We start from the raw sequence: 14,379 nt of genomic DNA on the forward strand, positions 1-14,379 counted from the left end.
GAAAAGTTTATATATTATCGCCCTCATTGATACAAGTAGTAGAGACGCTCTGAGTCTGAGCGCTCTGAAATTCAGGCTTTAGATGGACATTTAAAGTCACCATAAGTTTGCGATTTTTCTTGGGAACGTTTGCAATATGCCTAAGTATAAATTTACGTGAGACTATGGAAATGAAACTACACACTTTGACGATGGCAGTAGCGCTTGGACTGGTTACTGCACCTGCATTCGCAGCAACAGATGTTGACGCTCTTGAAAAGCGAATTAATGAATTAGAACAGAGACTTGAGCAGACAGAAAAAGCATCCACAGAAGCAAATGAGAAAGCCTCAAGCTTTGAGTTTCATGGCTACGCTCGTTCCGGGCTACTGATTAATGACGATCTGAATGGTGCAGTGGGTACTGGTCCTTACATGACGGCAGCTGGTGCTATTGGCGCTCCAGTTGGGCGATTAGGGGTAGAGGATGATCATTATGTGGAAGCAAACCTTATTCACAAACGTTTTGCAGATGATGGTTCCAGCGCATTGTTCCGAATCATGTTGGCAGATAGTACGGAAACCAATAACGAATGGACGGCGAGCGAGAGTCAATTAAACGTTCGTCAGGTATATGCTGAGCTAAACAAGTTGAGTATGTTCTCTGAATCAAGAGCTTTTGCTGACGCGACGTTTTGGGCTGGTAAACGATTTGACCGTGATAACTTTGACATTCACTTCTTTGACTCGGATATCGTTTTCTTATCTGGCACTGGTGCTGGCGTGTATGACGTCCAAATGAGCGATTCGTGGAAAGCAAACTTCTCGATCTATGGTCGTGATTTTGGTGAGATTGATAGCTCGTCAACGGATGTTGAAAACTATATCGCGACAATGAACAACCGCTTCGGTAGTTGGCAATTGATGCTGAGCGGCATGGCGTCTGCTGATAACAATGATCGCGTAGAAGGCTCAGCGGACAAAGGTTTACATGCGATGTTTGCTTACCATGGCGATAACTTCTTTGGCATGAGTGAAGGCTTCTCTAAAACCGGTATTTTGATGGGTGATGGACTGGGTGCGGAACTTAAAGGCATCGGTTCAAACGGAGATTTGTTAGAAGACGCAAAAGCCGTACGCTTGTTCAGCTATGGTGTAACACGCATCGGCGACAACTGGCGTGTAGCACCTGCGTTGCTAGCAGAACACAGCCAAGATCGCTTTGCTAAAAATGATGAATTTACGTGGGCATCGTTCAACATCCGCTTAGCGCAAGAGTTTACGCAGAACTTTGAGATGGTTTATGAAGGCTCATACCAATACATGGACCTAGACAATGCGATTGATAAAGCAAGTGGCAGTTTTTACAAAGCGACAATTGCACCAACGCTTAAGATGTCTACCGCTGCAGGTTTCTTTGACCGTCCGGAGCTACGTTTTGCAGTTAGCTACGTTGATTGGAGCGAAGACTTGAATGGCTACTCGATTAGCCAGGATGCGGGTGCTGCAACGATGGGTGATGGTGGTGAAGTTCTGTTTGCACTGCAAATGGAAACTTGGTTCTAAAGGGATCTAACCGACAAAGAGTAATAAGAAAAGCGCCAACTGATTTCAGTTGGCGCTTTTTCATTAACAGGACTGACGCTCAATTGTTTTGAAGGTTAGTACCATCTTACTCATTTCAAAACTTCTGTTGGCAATTCTATCTAGTAGCAGTTTCGCACCATTTTCACCCGCTTTATCAAATGCATAGTTAAATGTTGATAAGGTTGGGGTGCACACTGATGCGAGCTCATCATCACCAACTCCTAGCACTAAAACGTCTTTACCCGGTGTTAACCCGAGCTCTTGAATCGCTCTCATCGCACCGATAGCAATACGGTCTGTCGCACAGAACAAGCCATCTAGCTTAGGGTTCTTTGTTAAGTGTTGTTTTGCCAATGAATAGCCAGAATCGATGGTAAAGTCACCACGAGCATGGAAGGCGATCTCAAAACCATGATGCTGTAGCGCTTGAACAAATCCTTCAGAGCGTTGCTTATCTACCGCGATATCGTCACCTTGCACACCAATAAAACCCATGGTTTGGCAACCTTTTGCAACCAGTCTATTTCCCGCTTCAAACCCTACTCGTGCGTCATCATGAATGATGCTTGGAATATTAAACATGGAACCATCTTGACCGACGAGCACAACTGGAACGGCTGAGTTTTGAATTGCTTTTACCAGTTTGGAATCGAGGTGGGTGGCGTAAAGAATGATCCCTTCAACCCGTTTTTGGTTAAAGATCTGAATGTATTCCAGTTCTTTTTCGTGGGCTTGGTGAGTGCTAGCAAGTAAGACATGTTTCCCGGCTTTTTCAAGGACATCGGTTAATCCATCGACACCTTGGGATGTGGCATGAGAGGAAACCCGAGGAACAATGACACCAACCAGATTGGTCTTTTGAGATTTTAGATCTTTAGCGACTTGGTTCGGCACATAGCCACACTCCGCTACTGCTTGGCGGACCTTCAGTTTTGTCGCTTCTTTTACGCCATATTCATCGTTTATAACCCGTGACACTGTTGATTTTGATACGCCAGCCAGACGGGCGACATCATGCAGACTCGCCATTGTTCCTATCCATTCTGTTTTTCGTTTTTGGGATTGTTTGCAAAGAGAAGATGAAAAGCTCTTTGATAAGTAGCGATTCTAACCTCCTATACTGCTCTTAGGGAGAGAATTTGACGATCATTCTCACATTCTCTCTGCTTTATCTTTGATCATTTGGTTTTATTGAGCAAAAATCTGTTTTGCAAACGTTCCCGAAAATTTCGCAAGCTCAGATAATAATCCAATGGGGTATGAAATGAATTATCCGGCAGTAGCAAAAGAGTTGTTAACTCTATTAGGTGGTAAAAGCAACATCACCGCACTTGCGCATTGTGCGACACGTTTACGCCTTGCCGTTGCAGATGAGCAAAAAATAGATGAACAAGCGATTGATAGCCTTGAAGGAGTAAAAGGGCAGTTCAAAGTTGCGGGTCAGTACCAAATCATTTTTGGATCAGGCATCGTAAACCAAGTTTATGCAGAAATGGCGAAGTTGACGGGGATGAGTGAAATGTCCACCAACGACGTTGCGTCTGCCGGCGCAGAGAAACAAAACATCGTTCAGCGCGCGGTGAAAGGGCTGTCTGATATTTTCGTCCCAATCATTCCCGCAATCGTCGCTGGTGGTTTGTTGATGGGTATCTATAACCTATTGACTGCTCAAGGCTTGTTCATTGATGGCAAATCTTTGATTGATGCCAACCCAGGACTGACAGACTTGGCGAACATGATCAACACGTTTGCGAACGCGCCGTTTGTTTACCTGCCTATTCTGCTGGCATTTTCAGCCAGTAAGAAGTTTGGCGGTAACCCATATTTAGGGGCGGCGCTAGGTATGTTGATGGTTCACCCTGACTTGCTGAATGGTTGGGGATTCGGCGGCGCATCTGTGTCTGGCAACATTCCGGTTTGGAATATTCTTGGCTTTGAAATCCAAAAAGTGGGTTACCAAGGTTCGGTGTTACCGGTTTTGGTATCGGCATTCATTCTTGCGAAGGTTGAGCTAGGCTTACGTAAAGTCATACCTTCTGTTTTAGACAACCTTTTAACGCCATTACTGGCGATTTTCATAGCGGGTTTGCTAACGTTTACTGTCGTCGGTCCGTTCACGCGTGATATCGGTTTCCTATTAGGTGATGGTCTGAACTGGCTATACAACACAGCTGGCTTTGTTGGTGGTGCGGTATTTGGTCTTATTTATGCGCCGTTTGTTATTACTGGTATGCATCACAGCTTCATTGCGATTGAAACTCAACTTCTTGCGGATATTGCGACGACGGGCGGCACCTTTATCTTTCCTATTGCGGCGATGTCTAACGTTTCTCAAGGAGCGGCAGCGTTGGCGGTGGGCGTGATGAGCAAAGATAAGAAGATGAAAGGTATTGCGATTCCATCGGGTGTTACGGGTTTGCTGGGTATTACAGAGCCAGCCATGTTTGGTGTTAATCTAAAACTACGTTACCCATTTATTGCGGCAGTTTGCGCTGCGGCGTTATCGAGCGCGTTCATTACAATGTTTAATGTGAAAGCTCAGGCATTGGGTGCAGCAGGTCTTCCAGGCATCATTTCTATTACGCCAGAGAAGATTGGATACTACATCGCGGGTATGGTGATCGCGTTCTTGACCGCATTTGTTCTCACCATTGTTCTTGGTATGCGTGACCGCGCTAAAGTTGGTAGAAAAGCAGCGGCTTAATCTGAACTCCTTAGGGGTGGAGTCCCCCAAAATCCACTTCTTTTCCTAAATGTTTGGGGTGCTAGCCAAGCACTAATGGCTTGGCTAGCCTTTTTCAATTTTTACTTGGTAGTGAAGGTGTTCAACACGTTGGACTATCAGGGCTTTAATTTCAAGGTAAGCAAGATGAATCAAGTGTGGGTAACTGGTGATGCTGTTGTCGATCTAATACCGGAATCTGAGACTTCTTTACTCAAATGTCCCGGTGGTGCACCAGCGAATGTCGCCGTAGCTATTGCTCGTCTATCTGGTAAGAGTGCGTTTTTTGGACGTGTAGGTGATGACCCATTTGGTCGCTTCATGCAATCAACGCTCGATCAAGAGGGCGTGAGCACGGAGTTTCTCGTTAAAGATCCTGAGCAAAGAACATCAACAGTGGTGGTGGATTTAGACGAGCAAGGTGAGCGCAGCTTTACGTTTATGGTAAAACCGAGCGCTGATCAGTTTATGTCTGTTGAAGACATCCCTAACTTTAAGCAAGGTGATTGGCTGCATGTCTGCTCGATTTCACTGGCAAATGAGCCAAGTCGAAGCAGCACATTTGAGGCGATCAAAAGAGCAAAAGCCGCTGGTGGTTTCATTAGCTTTGACCCTAACTTGCGTGATGAAGTGTGGCAAGATCAATCAGAAATCCAAGCTGTCGTGATGAAGGCTGTAGCGATGGCCGATGTGGTTAAGTTCTCTGAAGAAGAGCTTTTGTTCTTAACTGACTCAACGTCGATGGCGCAAGGTTTACAACAAATAGCCTCTTTGAATATTGCTTTGGTCTTGGTGACACAAGGTGCGAAAGGTGTTTGGCGCATCTTTGAAAGTCAGAGTGAACTGATCACAGGTCAAGTCGTTAGTCCGATTGATACCACAGGTGCGGGTGATGCTTTTGTCGGAGGGCTACTGGCATGCCTGTCTCGGCATGACGATTGGAAAAATCATCCTGTTGTTAGCTCTGCGATTCAATGGGCAAATGGCTGTGGTGCATTAGCGACGACGCAAAAAGGCGCAATGACCGCGCTTCCGACCCAGACAGAGTTGCTGCAATTTATTGGGCAATGATCTTCAGATCCAATTTCAGTTGAGAAAAATTATGAGCTTAAACAACCGTTGGACTGTAGAGCAAAGATATCGCCGACTTGAGCAAATCCCTCAGTGTGATATCGAAGAAATGACACTTTCACGTCAGCAAGATAAAGGCTTTCCTAGTTTTCATATCGCCCCTAGATTTGGGCTGTTAAATGACCCAAATGGGTTGTGCTATTTCAATGGTGAGCACCACATCTTTTACCAGTGGACGCCTGTGGGACCAATCCATGGAATGAAGTATTGGTACCACCTTTCTACTAAAGACTTCATCCATTTTACTGATCATGGTGTGGGTCTTCATCCCGACCAAGACTACGATTCACATGGTGTCTATTCGGGCGGTGCTTTGGTGGAAAACAACAAGGCTTTGCTGTTTTTTACTGGTAATAAGCGTGACCAAAACTGGAATCGAATTCCAACACAGTGCTTTGCCACCATGGATTCAGACGGCAATATTGAAAAGCATGGTGTGGTCATTGAGAACGAACATTACACGGAGCACTTTCGTGATCCAAAAGTTTGGAAGAAAGGCGACGACTATTTGATGGTGGTGGGAGCTCAAACCAAAACCGAGCATGGTTCAATGGCGCTCTATCAAAGCAAAGATTTGAAAACGTGGCAGCATAAAGGTCCTATCAAGACCAAGTTTTCTGACCTTGGGTACATGTGGGAGTGTCCTGATTTCTTTGAGATTAATGGTCAATCGGTGATGCTGTTTTCTCCACAGGGCGTGAGCAGTAGTAATCCTTATGATTTCAAAAACATCTATTCTGTCGCATATATCGTGGGTGATCAGTTGAACCTAGAGTCGATGATTTTAGAAAACCACCAAGATATTTTGCAGCCAGATTATGGGTTTGATTTCTACGCCCCACAAACCTATTTAGATGAGAATGGGCGTCGCATTCTTATTGCATGGATAGGGTTGCCAGAAATCGACACACCATCAGTCACACACCAGTGGGCAGGAATGTTGTCTCTTCCTAGAGAACTAACGTTGAAAGATGGTTTTCTTGTTCAAACTCCACTCCCTGAATTGGAGAGTTTAAGAAAAGAAGAGGTGGTCTTTGCACAATCCCATACACTGGAAAGCACAAGTTGTTTGATCCAATTAGACCTTGAGGGCGATGGCTTTGAACTCGAGCTGAGTAACCTCAAAGGTGACAACATCGTCTTTAGTGCGACAGAGCACGAGTTTATGCTGGACCGTCGTCACATGTCTCATTTGTATGCAGAAGAATTTGGTAGCATTCGAAAAGCACCAAGATTGGACGCTAAGCAGACGATTGATATATATATCGACAATTCTGTCATCGAGGTTTTCATTAATGGTGGCAAACACACGATGACCAGTCGTTTCTTTATTGATGACCTTAGTAAAGTAACGTTGATAGGGTTGGAACAAGCAAGGCTTTTCCCTTTGAAAGGTATTTCTGGTTTGTTTGAATCAGCTAAGTAACGGTTTCGAATACATTAAAAACGCCCTTCATTGATTTAGTGAAGGGCGTTTTCTTTCTAACTATCTAACTTAACTGCCTATCACGCACGTAAGTTGTTTGAACTAAGGTATCCAAAACAACTTCACTCTTGGTCACTGTATAGTTTAGCAGCGGTCCTAAATCACCAAACAGAGGAGCGCAGCCGAGTGTAGCTTACTCATCGTTGGCATCTCGAACCTAGTTCACATTACCGTGACGTTTTTACTTATAGCGTGAAAGAAAATCCCATAACCAAAGGTTCTAACTAAAAGAGATTGCAGGACTTTTATTTAGCGAATTCGACCTAATATCTTGAGTATGCCTAATCGCAGTTGGCGAAGAGGTGATGTTAATAATGCTTGCTGGCGCGTAAGACCCGTCAGTTTGAAGATGCATTCAAACACAATAAGGGAAAACAATGGCTAACGAATACATTCCACCAAAAGTTTGGACAAACGATAATGAAAACGGCGGTCAGTGGGCGAGCATCAACCGTCCGGATTCTGGCGCACGTCATGAGCAAGAGCTTCCAGTTGGTGAGCACCCATTCCAACTTTACTCAATGGGTACCCCAAATGGTCAGAAAGTGACGATCATGTTTGAAGAGCTTTTGGCGGCTGGCGTAACGGCAGCAGAATACGATGCATACCTGATTAAGATTGGCGATGGCGACCAGTTTGGCTCTGGCTTTGTGGCTGTTAACCCAAACTCTAAAATTCCGGCATTGGTTGACCGTTCGGGTTCTGAGCCAGTGAACGTGTTTGAATCTGGCAACATCTTGTTTTATCTAGCAGAGAAGTTTGATCATTTCTTACCAAAAGAAGGCGCTAAGCGTGCTGAGGTAATGAACTGGTTATTCTGGCTGCAAGGTTCTGCGCCATATCTAGGCGGTGGTTTTGGTCACTTCTACGCGTACGCACCAGAGAAGTTCGAGTACCCAATCAACCGCTTTACAATGGAAGCAAAACGTCAGTTAGATGTATTAGACAAGCGTCTTGCGAACAATGAATTCCTAGGTGGCGATGAGTACAGCATCGCTGATATCGCAACATGGCCATGGTACGGCAACCTTGTGTTGGGTCGTGCTTACGATGCGGCTGAATTCTTAGACGTAGAAAGCTACAAAAACGTTGTGCGTTGGGCAAAAGTAATTGATGAGCGTGAAGCGGTAAAACGTGGTCGAATTGTGAACCGTTCATGGGGTGAAGAATGGGAGCAGTTACCTGAGCGCCACAGCGCAGAAGATATTGATAAAGTATTGAAACTTAAACCATAAGCAATCTTGGCCTAGCTACGTCAAATGAGTTTAGTTTTATATATGCTTATACAGTGACCTTAATCAAATCTATAGCGCACCATATACGGTGCGCTATTTTTATTCTCATTTAGTCTCGAAATGCTAATTTATATCACCTCTTGAAGATCATTTAGTTCGTAGATGAATCTTTAATGTATTTATATATTATGATGCAAAACAAAGCTCATATTTCCATGTTAAATATGGACTGGTCATACTGCTTTCTAATAATTAAATTATTTAAAAATTATAAACTGATTTTATATCCATTATAAATAAAATTAATGATAATTAATATTTGACATAACCACTAAATTTATGTGGAATGTGCGGGTTGATTTGTTTTAAAGAAATAAAATTAATTTCTAGTACTTTTATTTAAGACAAGCTTAGCTTTTAGCGATGTTTAATTATTAATGCTTATATCATGAAAGAGGATATGTATGATGTCGTCGTTTGAGTCGTACTGGGTTGGGATACGTCAAAGAATAGCCGTACAAACCGAAGGTAACCGCAGTTTAAAGTCTCTAGTCATTAAAAAGCAGCGTGTGAACTTAAATAACAGTGGGTTATCCTTTCGCGCTAAGTCCGGATGCCTTATCCCTCACTGTTATACCAAGTTCTCTGATGAGATAAACCTAAAAACATCGAAAAAATCGTCTCTTAGTTTTAAAAAAGGAAAGCTGTATTTTTCTCCAGTTTAATAATAAATGAAATTTACATAAATTATAATATTAGGTTTTTAAATTTATCGATAATTAATTACGATTTTATGATGCGTTTTCAATATGTTTTCTTGGTAAATAATTAGCTGGGCTTATTGTTGATTGTTTTTGTTGTTTCCTATTTAGATATGGATAAAAGCTCAACTACTTTTCCTATACCAACTTACTCCCTGAATTGACTTGCGCGCTTTTTCTCCCCTCTCAAAAAACATAGCGTTACGGAATTATTTTCGCTCCTGTTTCATTCTTCAAGACGAAAGCTCTACCTACCTCTCATTATTTTCGACAAACATTGAGTAAAAGTAACCAATCGTAACAAGGTGGCTGTAACTGAGCGCCGTTTCAATATACTCGTTTTTTAACTAGGTAATCCCGCGCTTTGAATTCATTCGGGTACCGTTTGTAAGCCTTAAATGCTACTAAGATAAGATGTCATGATGAGAAAAAGTACTATATTACACACAGTGTTAATTACAGGGTTCGCTGCTGTATCCTCGTTGGCTTATGCTGCGCCTTCAGTTGTGCCAAATGCGCCGGAACTCAGTTCTCGTGGTTATGTTTTGATGGACTTCCATACGGGGAAAGTACTGGTTGAACGTGATGCCCACAAACGTTTAAACCCTGCGAGTTTAACGAAGTTGATGACTGCTTATGTAGCTGGTCAAGAAATTAATACAGGCAATATTACGTTGAATGATGAGGTTGTCATCAGCAGAAATGCTTGGGCAAAAAATTTCCCAGATTCTTCAAAAATGTTTATTGAAGTCAATACTTCCGTTTCTTTGTCTGACTTATACCGTGGTCTGATTGTTCAATCTGGTAACGATGCCAGTGTCGCTATTGCTGAGCATGTTGCGGGAAGTGAATCAGGGTTTGTGAGTTTGATGAATAGTTGGGCCGCCAAGCTTGAATTGTCTAACACGGCATTCACCAACCCTCACGGCCTAGACAGTGACGGTTTATATTCGACACCTTATGATATTGCCAAGTTGGGCCAAGCGATTATTCGTGACTTACCTGATATCTATCCGCTGTATAGCGAAACCTCTTTTACTTACAATGGCATCACTCAATACAACCGTAATGGCTTGCTTCGTGATCGTAGTATGAATGTCGATGGCATGAAAACTGGATATACAAGCGGTGCGGGTTATAGTCTAGCGACTTCTGCAACACAAGGTGATATGCGTTTGATTGCCGTAGTGATGGGAGCGAAGAGCGAGAATGTTCGTGAATCAGAAAGCAAGCAGCTGTTAAGTTATGGCTTCCGCTTTTACGATACGGTAATGCCGACTGAGGCGGGTGCGGAACTTGCGAAAGCTCGAGTTTGGATGGGCGAAAAAGACGAGCTTACTGTCGGCGTAGCTAACGATGTTTATCTCACTTTGCCAAAAGGAGATGTAAAAAAGTTGCAAGCGGAAGTTGAATACAACGGTGATTTAGTTGCGCCAATTTCTGAGCAACAAGTGGTTGGTAAAGTGCTTTACAAAGTCGACGGTAAGGTCGTAAATGAAGCCGAGCTCGTTGCATTGGAGTCAGTGGAGGAAGGCAGTTTATTCAAGCGAATTTTAGACTGGTTTAAGCAATTGGTCGCTAGCTGGTTCTAAACAGTAGCGAACTTCTGTCTATATCACTCTATCTTGTTAATGTTCTATTAAATCAATTTACTAAGGCGACCGACGTGGTCGCCTTACGTTTTTGGAATACTCGTTGCGTTAAAACGCAGGCCTTCTTGTAAGGGTGTGTTTTTACCTGACCAAGAGCGTTTTGTGTTTTTGGGTGCGAGAGAAAAGAAACTAGAACAAGAATGGAGTGACACGTGCACAAGATTTTATCTTTGACATTGATTTTATCGCTCATGGGCTGCGCTATGCCTTACCAGCAGGAGGTCGATAGCGGCCAATGTGTTGGAGTCATGACCTCTCAGGATGCATATGGTTATTTAAACCCAAACCATTACACAATGCAGGTACTCGCGCTAAAGCAAGAAAAAGATGTGAAAGATTATATTCGCTATATCGATCCTAAGCATCCGGTTTGGGTTAACTGGAAAAACAGCCGAGGCACGCGTTGGTATACGGTAACTGTTGGTGATTTTAAAACGAAACAGGATGCCTACAATGCGCTTTCTTCATTACCAAGCCGTGTAAAGCAGTCATCCCCGTTTGTGCTGACTTTTGCGGAAATGCAGCGTAAGCAACAAACGAGTGTTGTGAGAATGCGTTAGCCCTTTAGCTCTTCTCTAGGCCCCCTGCAACAGGATCTAATTAAGTAGGGGGCCTCGTTTAAGGGTCTTATTTATTGGAATGCAATCACATATTTTTCAACTTTAGGTAGAAATTAAGTCAATAGTTGAATGAGCACCTACACTCTCTAAGAACACTTATCTATGCATGTGAGTGCAATTGAAGCTCAGCATGCATTTATCTCTGTTTCAATAAACTTAGGGGGAGGGGGGTAGTATGTTGAACAGATGGAGATTTTTAATCAGCTTATTGATCACTTGTATACCAGCGTATGCAATTGTTGTTGAAGACGATTATACCGTACCAACTCAAGATGAGTACGAAACTCACTATTCCTTTATGGCATCAGTAAGGGCTAGTATTTTCGCCGAAGACCACTCTTGTGGCGGCACTATAATCAGCAGTCGCTGGGTGCTGACAGCTGCACATTGCCTAGTTGCTTCGGATGCAAGTTATGAGGACGGTAACGAAAACAAAGATGTCTTCACCAATTTCGATGTAGCAAAACCAAAAGAAATATCGGTGACTGTAGGGAAGTCTGACTTGGAAAGAGTTGAGCTACCAGATATATATAAAGTTACCCATGTCGTTATTCATCCCGATTATTATCCTATTAACTCAGTAACCACTGACGAGTCCGGTTTGGCGATAGTGGAATCGACCGCTTATCAAAATGACTTAGCATTGTTATACGTAGAGAGGGATTTTCCAGATGAAATGGCCAACTCCTTATTATTGGGTAACTCTGATAGTGATCAGATGCTGTTAGATTTGGTAAATCCTGAGAGTGATTGGGACTCTGGAGAGCCAGAGCCGAACCTCAAGGTCGCAGGGTGGGGGAGTGGGGGAGATAACGACCCAGATATAGGTGAAAGTAATACAAAATTTAGAGAAACTGATGTCTCTTATTACCCAGTTTCTCTTTGCTACAACCGTTTAGAGTCTGCGGAAGATCTACCTATCTACATTGAATCCCCGGTTGATCCCACAAAGTTATGTTCATTGCCTACGAAGAGCATTACGAGAGGGGACAACATTTATGGAAATGGAGCATGTGGGGGGGATACAGGAGGCCCATTGTTAAGATATAGCATTGATGATAATAGCTTTTATCAAGTTGGAATTATTAGTGCTAGCCCGATAATAAATACGGTTTGTAGTTCAATCACTCTGCCTACTTGGTATACCAATGTTTCTCACTTTAGAGATTGGATCGACTCATTTACTACGTCTACAGAACCTCCAGAGGATATAGTGACCAAGCCTGATTTTTTATTAAGCTCTGATGATGAAGCTCAAGAAGACGAAGATAGCGATAGCCCAAGTGATGAAGAGGAAGTATCTGACACTAGCCAATGTAATAATCCGAGTCAGATAAATATTGGGGGAGAAGAAACGGAATTTGGTTGTAATGATGAAAGCGGTAGTGGAGGAACCACTGAGAAAGTTTACTTGTTCGCTATGTTACTGATAATGTGGATTCGAAGAAGATAGTGAGAAAAGCTTTAAAAGATTAACGCCCCACAGGTTTGTGGGGCGACAGTTATTTTTAGTTTAAAGCGCCGCTAAAATCGTTTCTGCTTTGCTTGCTTCAAACTCTTTTGGCTCTTCAACGTTAAGCTTAGTCACTGTGCCGTTTTCAATGATCATCGCGTAACGTTGTGAGCGAATACCACCAAAGCCGCCTGTATCCATTTCAAGACCCAATGCTTTAGTAAAGCTAGCGTCGCCATCACCCAACATCAGAATCTCAGAAGCGTTTTGAGCTTCGCCCCACGCTTGCATCACAAATGCATCGTTTACAGAAACGCACGCAATTACATCAACACCTTTTGCCTTTAGCTCATCAGCTAATACCACATAGCCTGGTAGATGAGCTTCTGAACAGGTAGGGGTGAATGCGCCAGGTACAGCAAAGAGTACGACTTTCTTGTTCGCAAACAGTTCTGTAACGTCGTGGTTAACCATACCATCGGCAGTCAACTCACTTAGAGTTGCAACTGGTAGAGCTTGGCCTTGTTGAATCATGATTATATTCCTTTTTGTGTGCTAGTTTAGCTTTCTCAGTCTAGCGTTTATAAATGCGGTTAACCACAGAGTTTTTGTAGGGTTTTAATACCTACGCGTTTGACCTAAGGCGTGGCACTGATGCCTTTATTGCAACGCTTCGTGCTGGTTTACGTATTGGCTAACAAGGTGACGATATTTCGCCTTTAACTCGTTATCGATAAAGCTGGCATCAATCGCGTTCATTGTAAATTGGGCAAGTTCACTCTTACTCATTGGATGTGCGTTGTTGACGGCCAAAAAGTTGTCCGTCATGTAGCCACCAAAGTACACAGGATCGTCTGAGTTAATCGTTACGGCGACACCTTTTCGTAGCAAATCCACAATATTGTGATCTTTCATATCGTCGAATACACATAGCTTAAGATTCGATAACGGACACACTGTCAGTGGCATTTGGCTTTCGATTAAGGATTCAACTAATGCTTCATCATCAACACAGCGAACACCGTGATCCACGCGGCTCACGTAAAGCATTTCAATGGCATCGCTAATATTTTGTGCGGGGCCTTCTTCTCCTGCGTGAGCAACGGTAAGTAAGCCTTCTTCTACTGCTTGTTTAAATACGCGCTTGAATTTAGCTGGCGGATGACCTTGTTCTGAAGAATCTAGTCCAACACCAATGATCTTATCACGGTGTTTCAGAATAGCCTGTAGGGTCTCTATGGCGCTCTCTTCTGAAAGGTGACGGAGAAAACACGCAATAATTTGCGAGGTAATGCCAAGTTTTTCGTGACCATCTTTTAGCGCACGAGCGATTCCATTGATAACAGTGTCAAAGTCTATGCCGCGTTCTGTGTGTGTTTGAGGGTCAAAAAAGATTTCGGTATGAATAACGTTGTCTTCTTTACAGTGCAGTAAGTATTCCCAAGTGAGATCGTAAAAATCTTGCTCAGTACGCAGAACTCCCGCTCCTTGGTAATAGAGGTCGAGAAATGATTGTAAGTCTGTGAACTGATATGCGCTGCGTAGTTCACTCGGAGAAGAGTAAGGGATCTCGATGCCGTTTCGTTTTGCTAATTTGAATAAGAGTTCCGGCTCAAGTGAACCTTCGATATGTAAGTGCAGCTCTACTTTTGGAAGACCTTGAATAAATGCGTTCATATTCCACCTTATGTGTATTGTGGATGCAGTTACTCTAAGAATAGGTATAGATAGAAATAAATCGAACGCTATCACAA

At 43.1% G+C, this 14,379-nt stretch carries 11 protein-coding genes; 8 read left to right on the forward strand and 3 right to left on the reverse strand.

The genetic code is table 11. The annotated features are described in order from the left end of the window. The first annotated feature begins 170 nt into the window (after positions 1–170). Entirely contained in the window at positions 171–1,544 is a 1,374-nt protein-coding gene (locus R7Q48_RS01225; protein ID WP_318132164.1) for a carbohydrate porin, read from the forward strand. Positions 1,545–1,607: 63 nt separating this feature from the next. On the opposite strand, the gene R7Q48_RS01230 is transcribed toward R7Q48_RS01225, so the two are convergent. Beyond that, a complete protein-coding gene (locus R7Q48_RS01230; RefSeq protein ID WP_005373712.1) occupies positions 1,608–2,594 on the reverse strand; it encodes a LacI family DNA-binding transcriptional regulator in 987 nt (328 codons plus the stop codon). Positions 2,595–2,829: 235 nt separating this feature from the next. Between R7Q48_RS01230 and R7Q48_RS01235 the strand changes: the two genes are divergently transcribed. The 7 genes from R7Q48_RS01235 to R7Q48_RS01265 all read left to right on the forward strand — a co-directional run bounded on the left by R7Q48_RS01235 (position 2,830) and on the right by R7Q48_RS01265 (position 12,625). After that, entirely contained in the window at positions 2,830–4,269 is a 1,440-nt protein-coding gene (locus R7Q48_RS01235) for a sucrose-specific PTS transporter subunit IIBC (RefSeq protein ID WP_025767958.1), read from the forward strand. Positions 4,270–4,434: 165 nt separating this feature from the next. Next, complete coding sequence (locus tag R7Q48_RS01240) at positions 4,435–5,358, forward strand: aminoimidazole riboside kinase (protein WP_256902787.1); 924 nt, start codon at positions 4,435–4,437, stop codon at positions 5,356–5,358. Between the two features lie 31 nt (positions 5,359–5,389). Next, positions 5,390–6,844, forward strand: a complete 1,455-nt coding sequence (locus tag R7Q48_RS01245) for a sucrose-6-phosphate hydrolase (protein ID WP_262628472.1) — start codon at positions 5,390–5,392, stop codon at positions 6,842–6,844. A 437-nt stretch (positions 6,845–7,281) separates the two neighbouring features. Next, positions 7,282–8,139 (forward strand): glutathione-dependent disulfide-bond oxidoreductase, encoded by an 858-nt coding sequence (gene yghU / locus R7Q48_RS01250; RefSeq protein WP_005373705.1) that lies wholly within the window; start codon positions 7,282–7,284, stop codon positions 8,137–8,139. Positions 8,140–9,322: 1,183 nt separating this feature from the next. Next, the gene (locus R7Q48_RS01255) at positions 9,323–10,492 is read left to right on the forward strand and encodes a D-alanyl-D-alanine carboxypeptidase family protein (RefSeq protein ID WP_171342685.1); all 1,170 of its coding nucleotides are present in this window, start codon (positions 9,323–9,325) and stop codon (positions 10,490–10,492) included. A 212-nt stretch (positions 10,493–10,704) separates the two neighbouring features. Beyond that, on the forward strand, positions 10,705–11,112 hold the full coding sequence (locus R7Q48_RS01260; RefSeq protein WP_005373701.1) for an SPOR domain-containing protein: 408 nt from the start codon (positions 10,705–10,707) through the stop codon (positions 11,110–11,112). A gap of 235 nt (positions 11,113–11,347) precedes the next feature. Then, positions 11,348–12,625 (forward strand): S1 family peptidase, encoded by a 1,278-nt coding sequence (locus R7Q48_RS01265; protein WP_256902785.1) that lies wholly within the window; start codon positions 11,348–11,350, stop codon positions 12,623–12,625. A gap of 60 nt (positions 12,626–12,685) precedes the next feature. On the opposite strand, the gene R7Q48_RS01270 is transcribed toward R7Q48_RS01265, so the two are convergent. Continuing rightward, positions 12,686–13,159, reverse strand: a complete 474-nt coding sequence (locus R7Q48_RS01270) for a peroxiredoxin (RefSeq protein WP_005385557.1) — start codon at positions 13,157–13,159, stop codon at positions 12,686–12,688. Positions 13,160–13,285: 126 nt separating this feature from the next. Further along, positions 13,286–14,302 (reverse strand): adenosine deaminase, encoded by a 1,017-nt coding sequence (locus tag R7Q48_RS01275; RefSeq protein WP_017819853.1) that lies wholly within the window; start codon positions 14,300–14,302, stop codon positions 13,286–13,288. Between the last annotated feature and the right edge of the window lie 77 nt (positions 14,303–14,379).

The organism is Vibrio sp. 378, from assembly GCF_033339435.1.

Bases quoted from the DNA above. Each gene is read 5' to 3' on its own strand.
- R7Q48_RS01225 (WP_318132164.1), top strand. From the start codon at position 171: ATGAAACTACACACTTTGACGATGGCAGTAGCGCTTGGACTGGTTACT.
- R7Q48_RS01230 (WP_005373712.1), bottom strand. From the start codon at position 2,594: ATGGCGAGTCTGCATGATGTCGCCCGTCTGGCTGGCGTATCAAAATCA.
- R7Q48_RS01235 (WP_025767958.1), top strand. From the start codon at position 2,830: ATGAATTATCCGGCAGTAGCAAAAGAGTTGTTAACTCTATTAGGTGGT.
- R7Q48_RS01240 (WP_256902787.1), top strand. From the start codon at position 4,435: ATGAATCAAGTGTGGGTAACTGGTGATGCTGTTGTCGATCTAATACCG.
- R7Q48_RS01245 (WP_262628472.1), top strand. From the start codon at position 5,390: ATGAGCTTAAACAACCGTTGGACTGTAGAGCAAAGATATCGCCGACTT.
- yghU (WP_005373705.1), top strand. From the start codon at position 7,282: ATGGCTAACGAATACATTCCACCAAAAGTTTGGACAAACGATAATGAA.
- R7Q48_RS01255 (WP_171342685.1), top strand. From the start codon at position 9,323: ATGAGAAAAAGTACTATATTACACACAGTGTTAATTACAGGGTTCGCT.
- R7Q48_RS01265 (WP_256902785.1), top strand. From the start codon at position 11,348: ATGTTGAACAGATGGAGATTTTTAATCAGCTTATTGATCACTTGTATA.
- R7Q48_RS01270 (WP_005385557.1), bottom strand. From the start codon at position 13,159: ATGATTCAACAAGGCCAAGCTCTACCAGTTGCAACTCTAAGTGAGTTG.
- R7Q48_RS01275 (WP_017819853.1), bottom strand. From the start codon at position 14,302: ATGAACGCATTTATTCAAGGTCTTCCAAAAGTAGAGCTGCACTTACAT.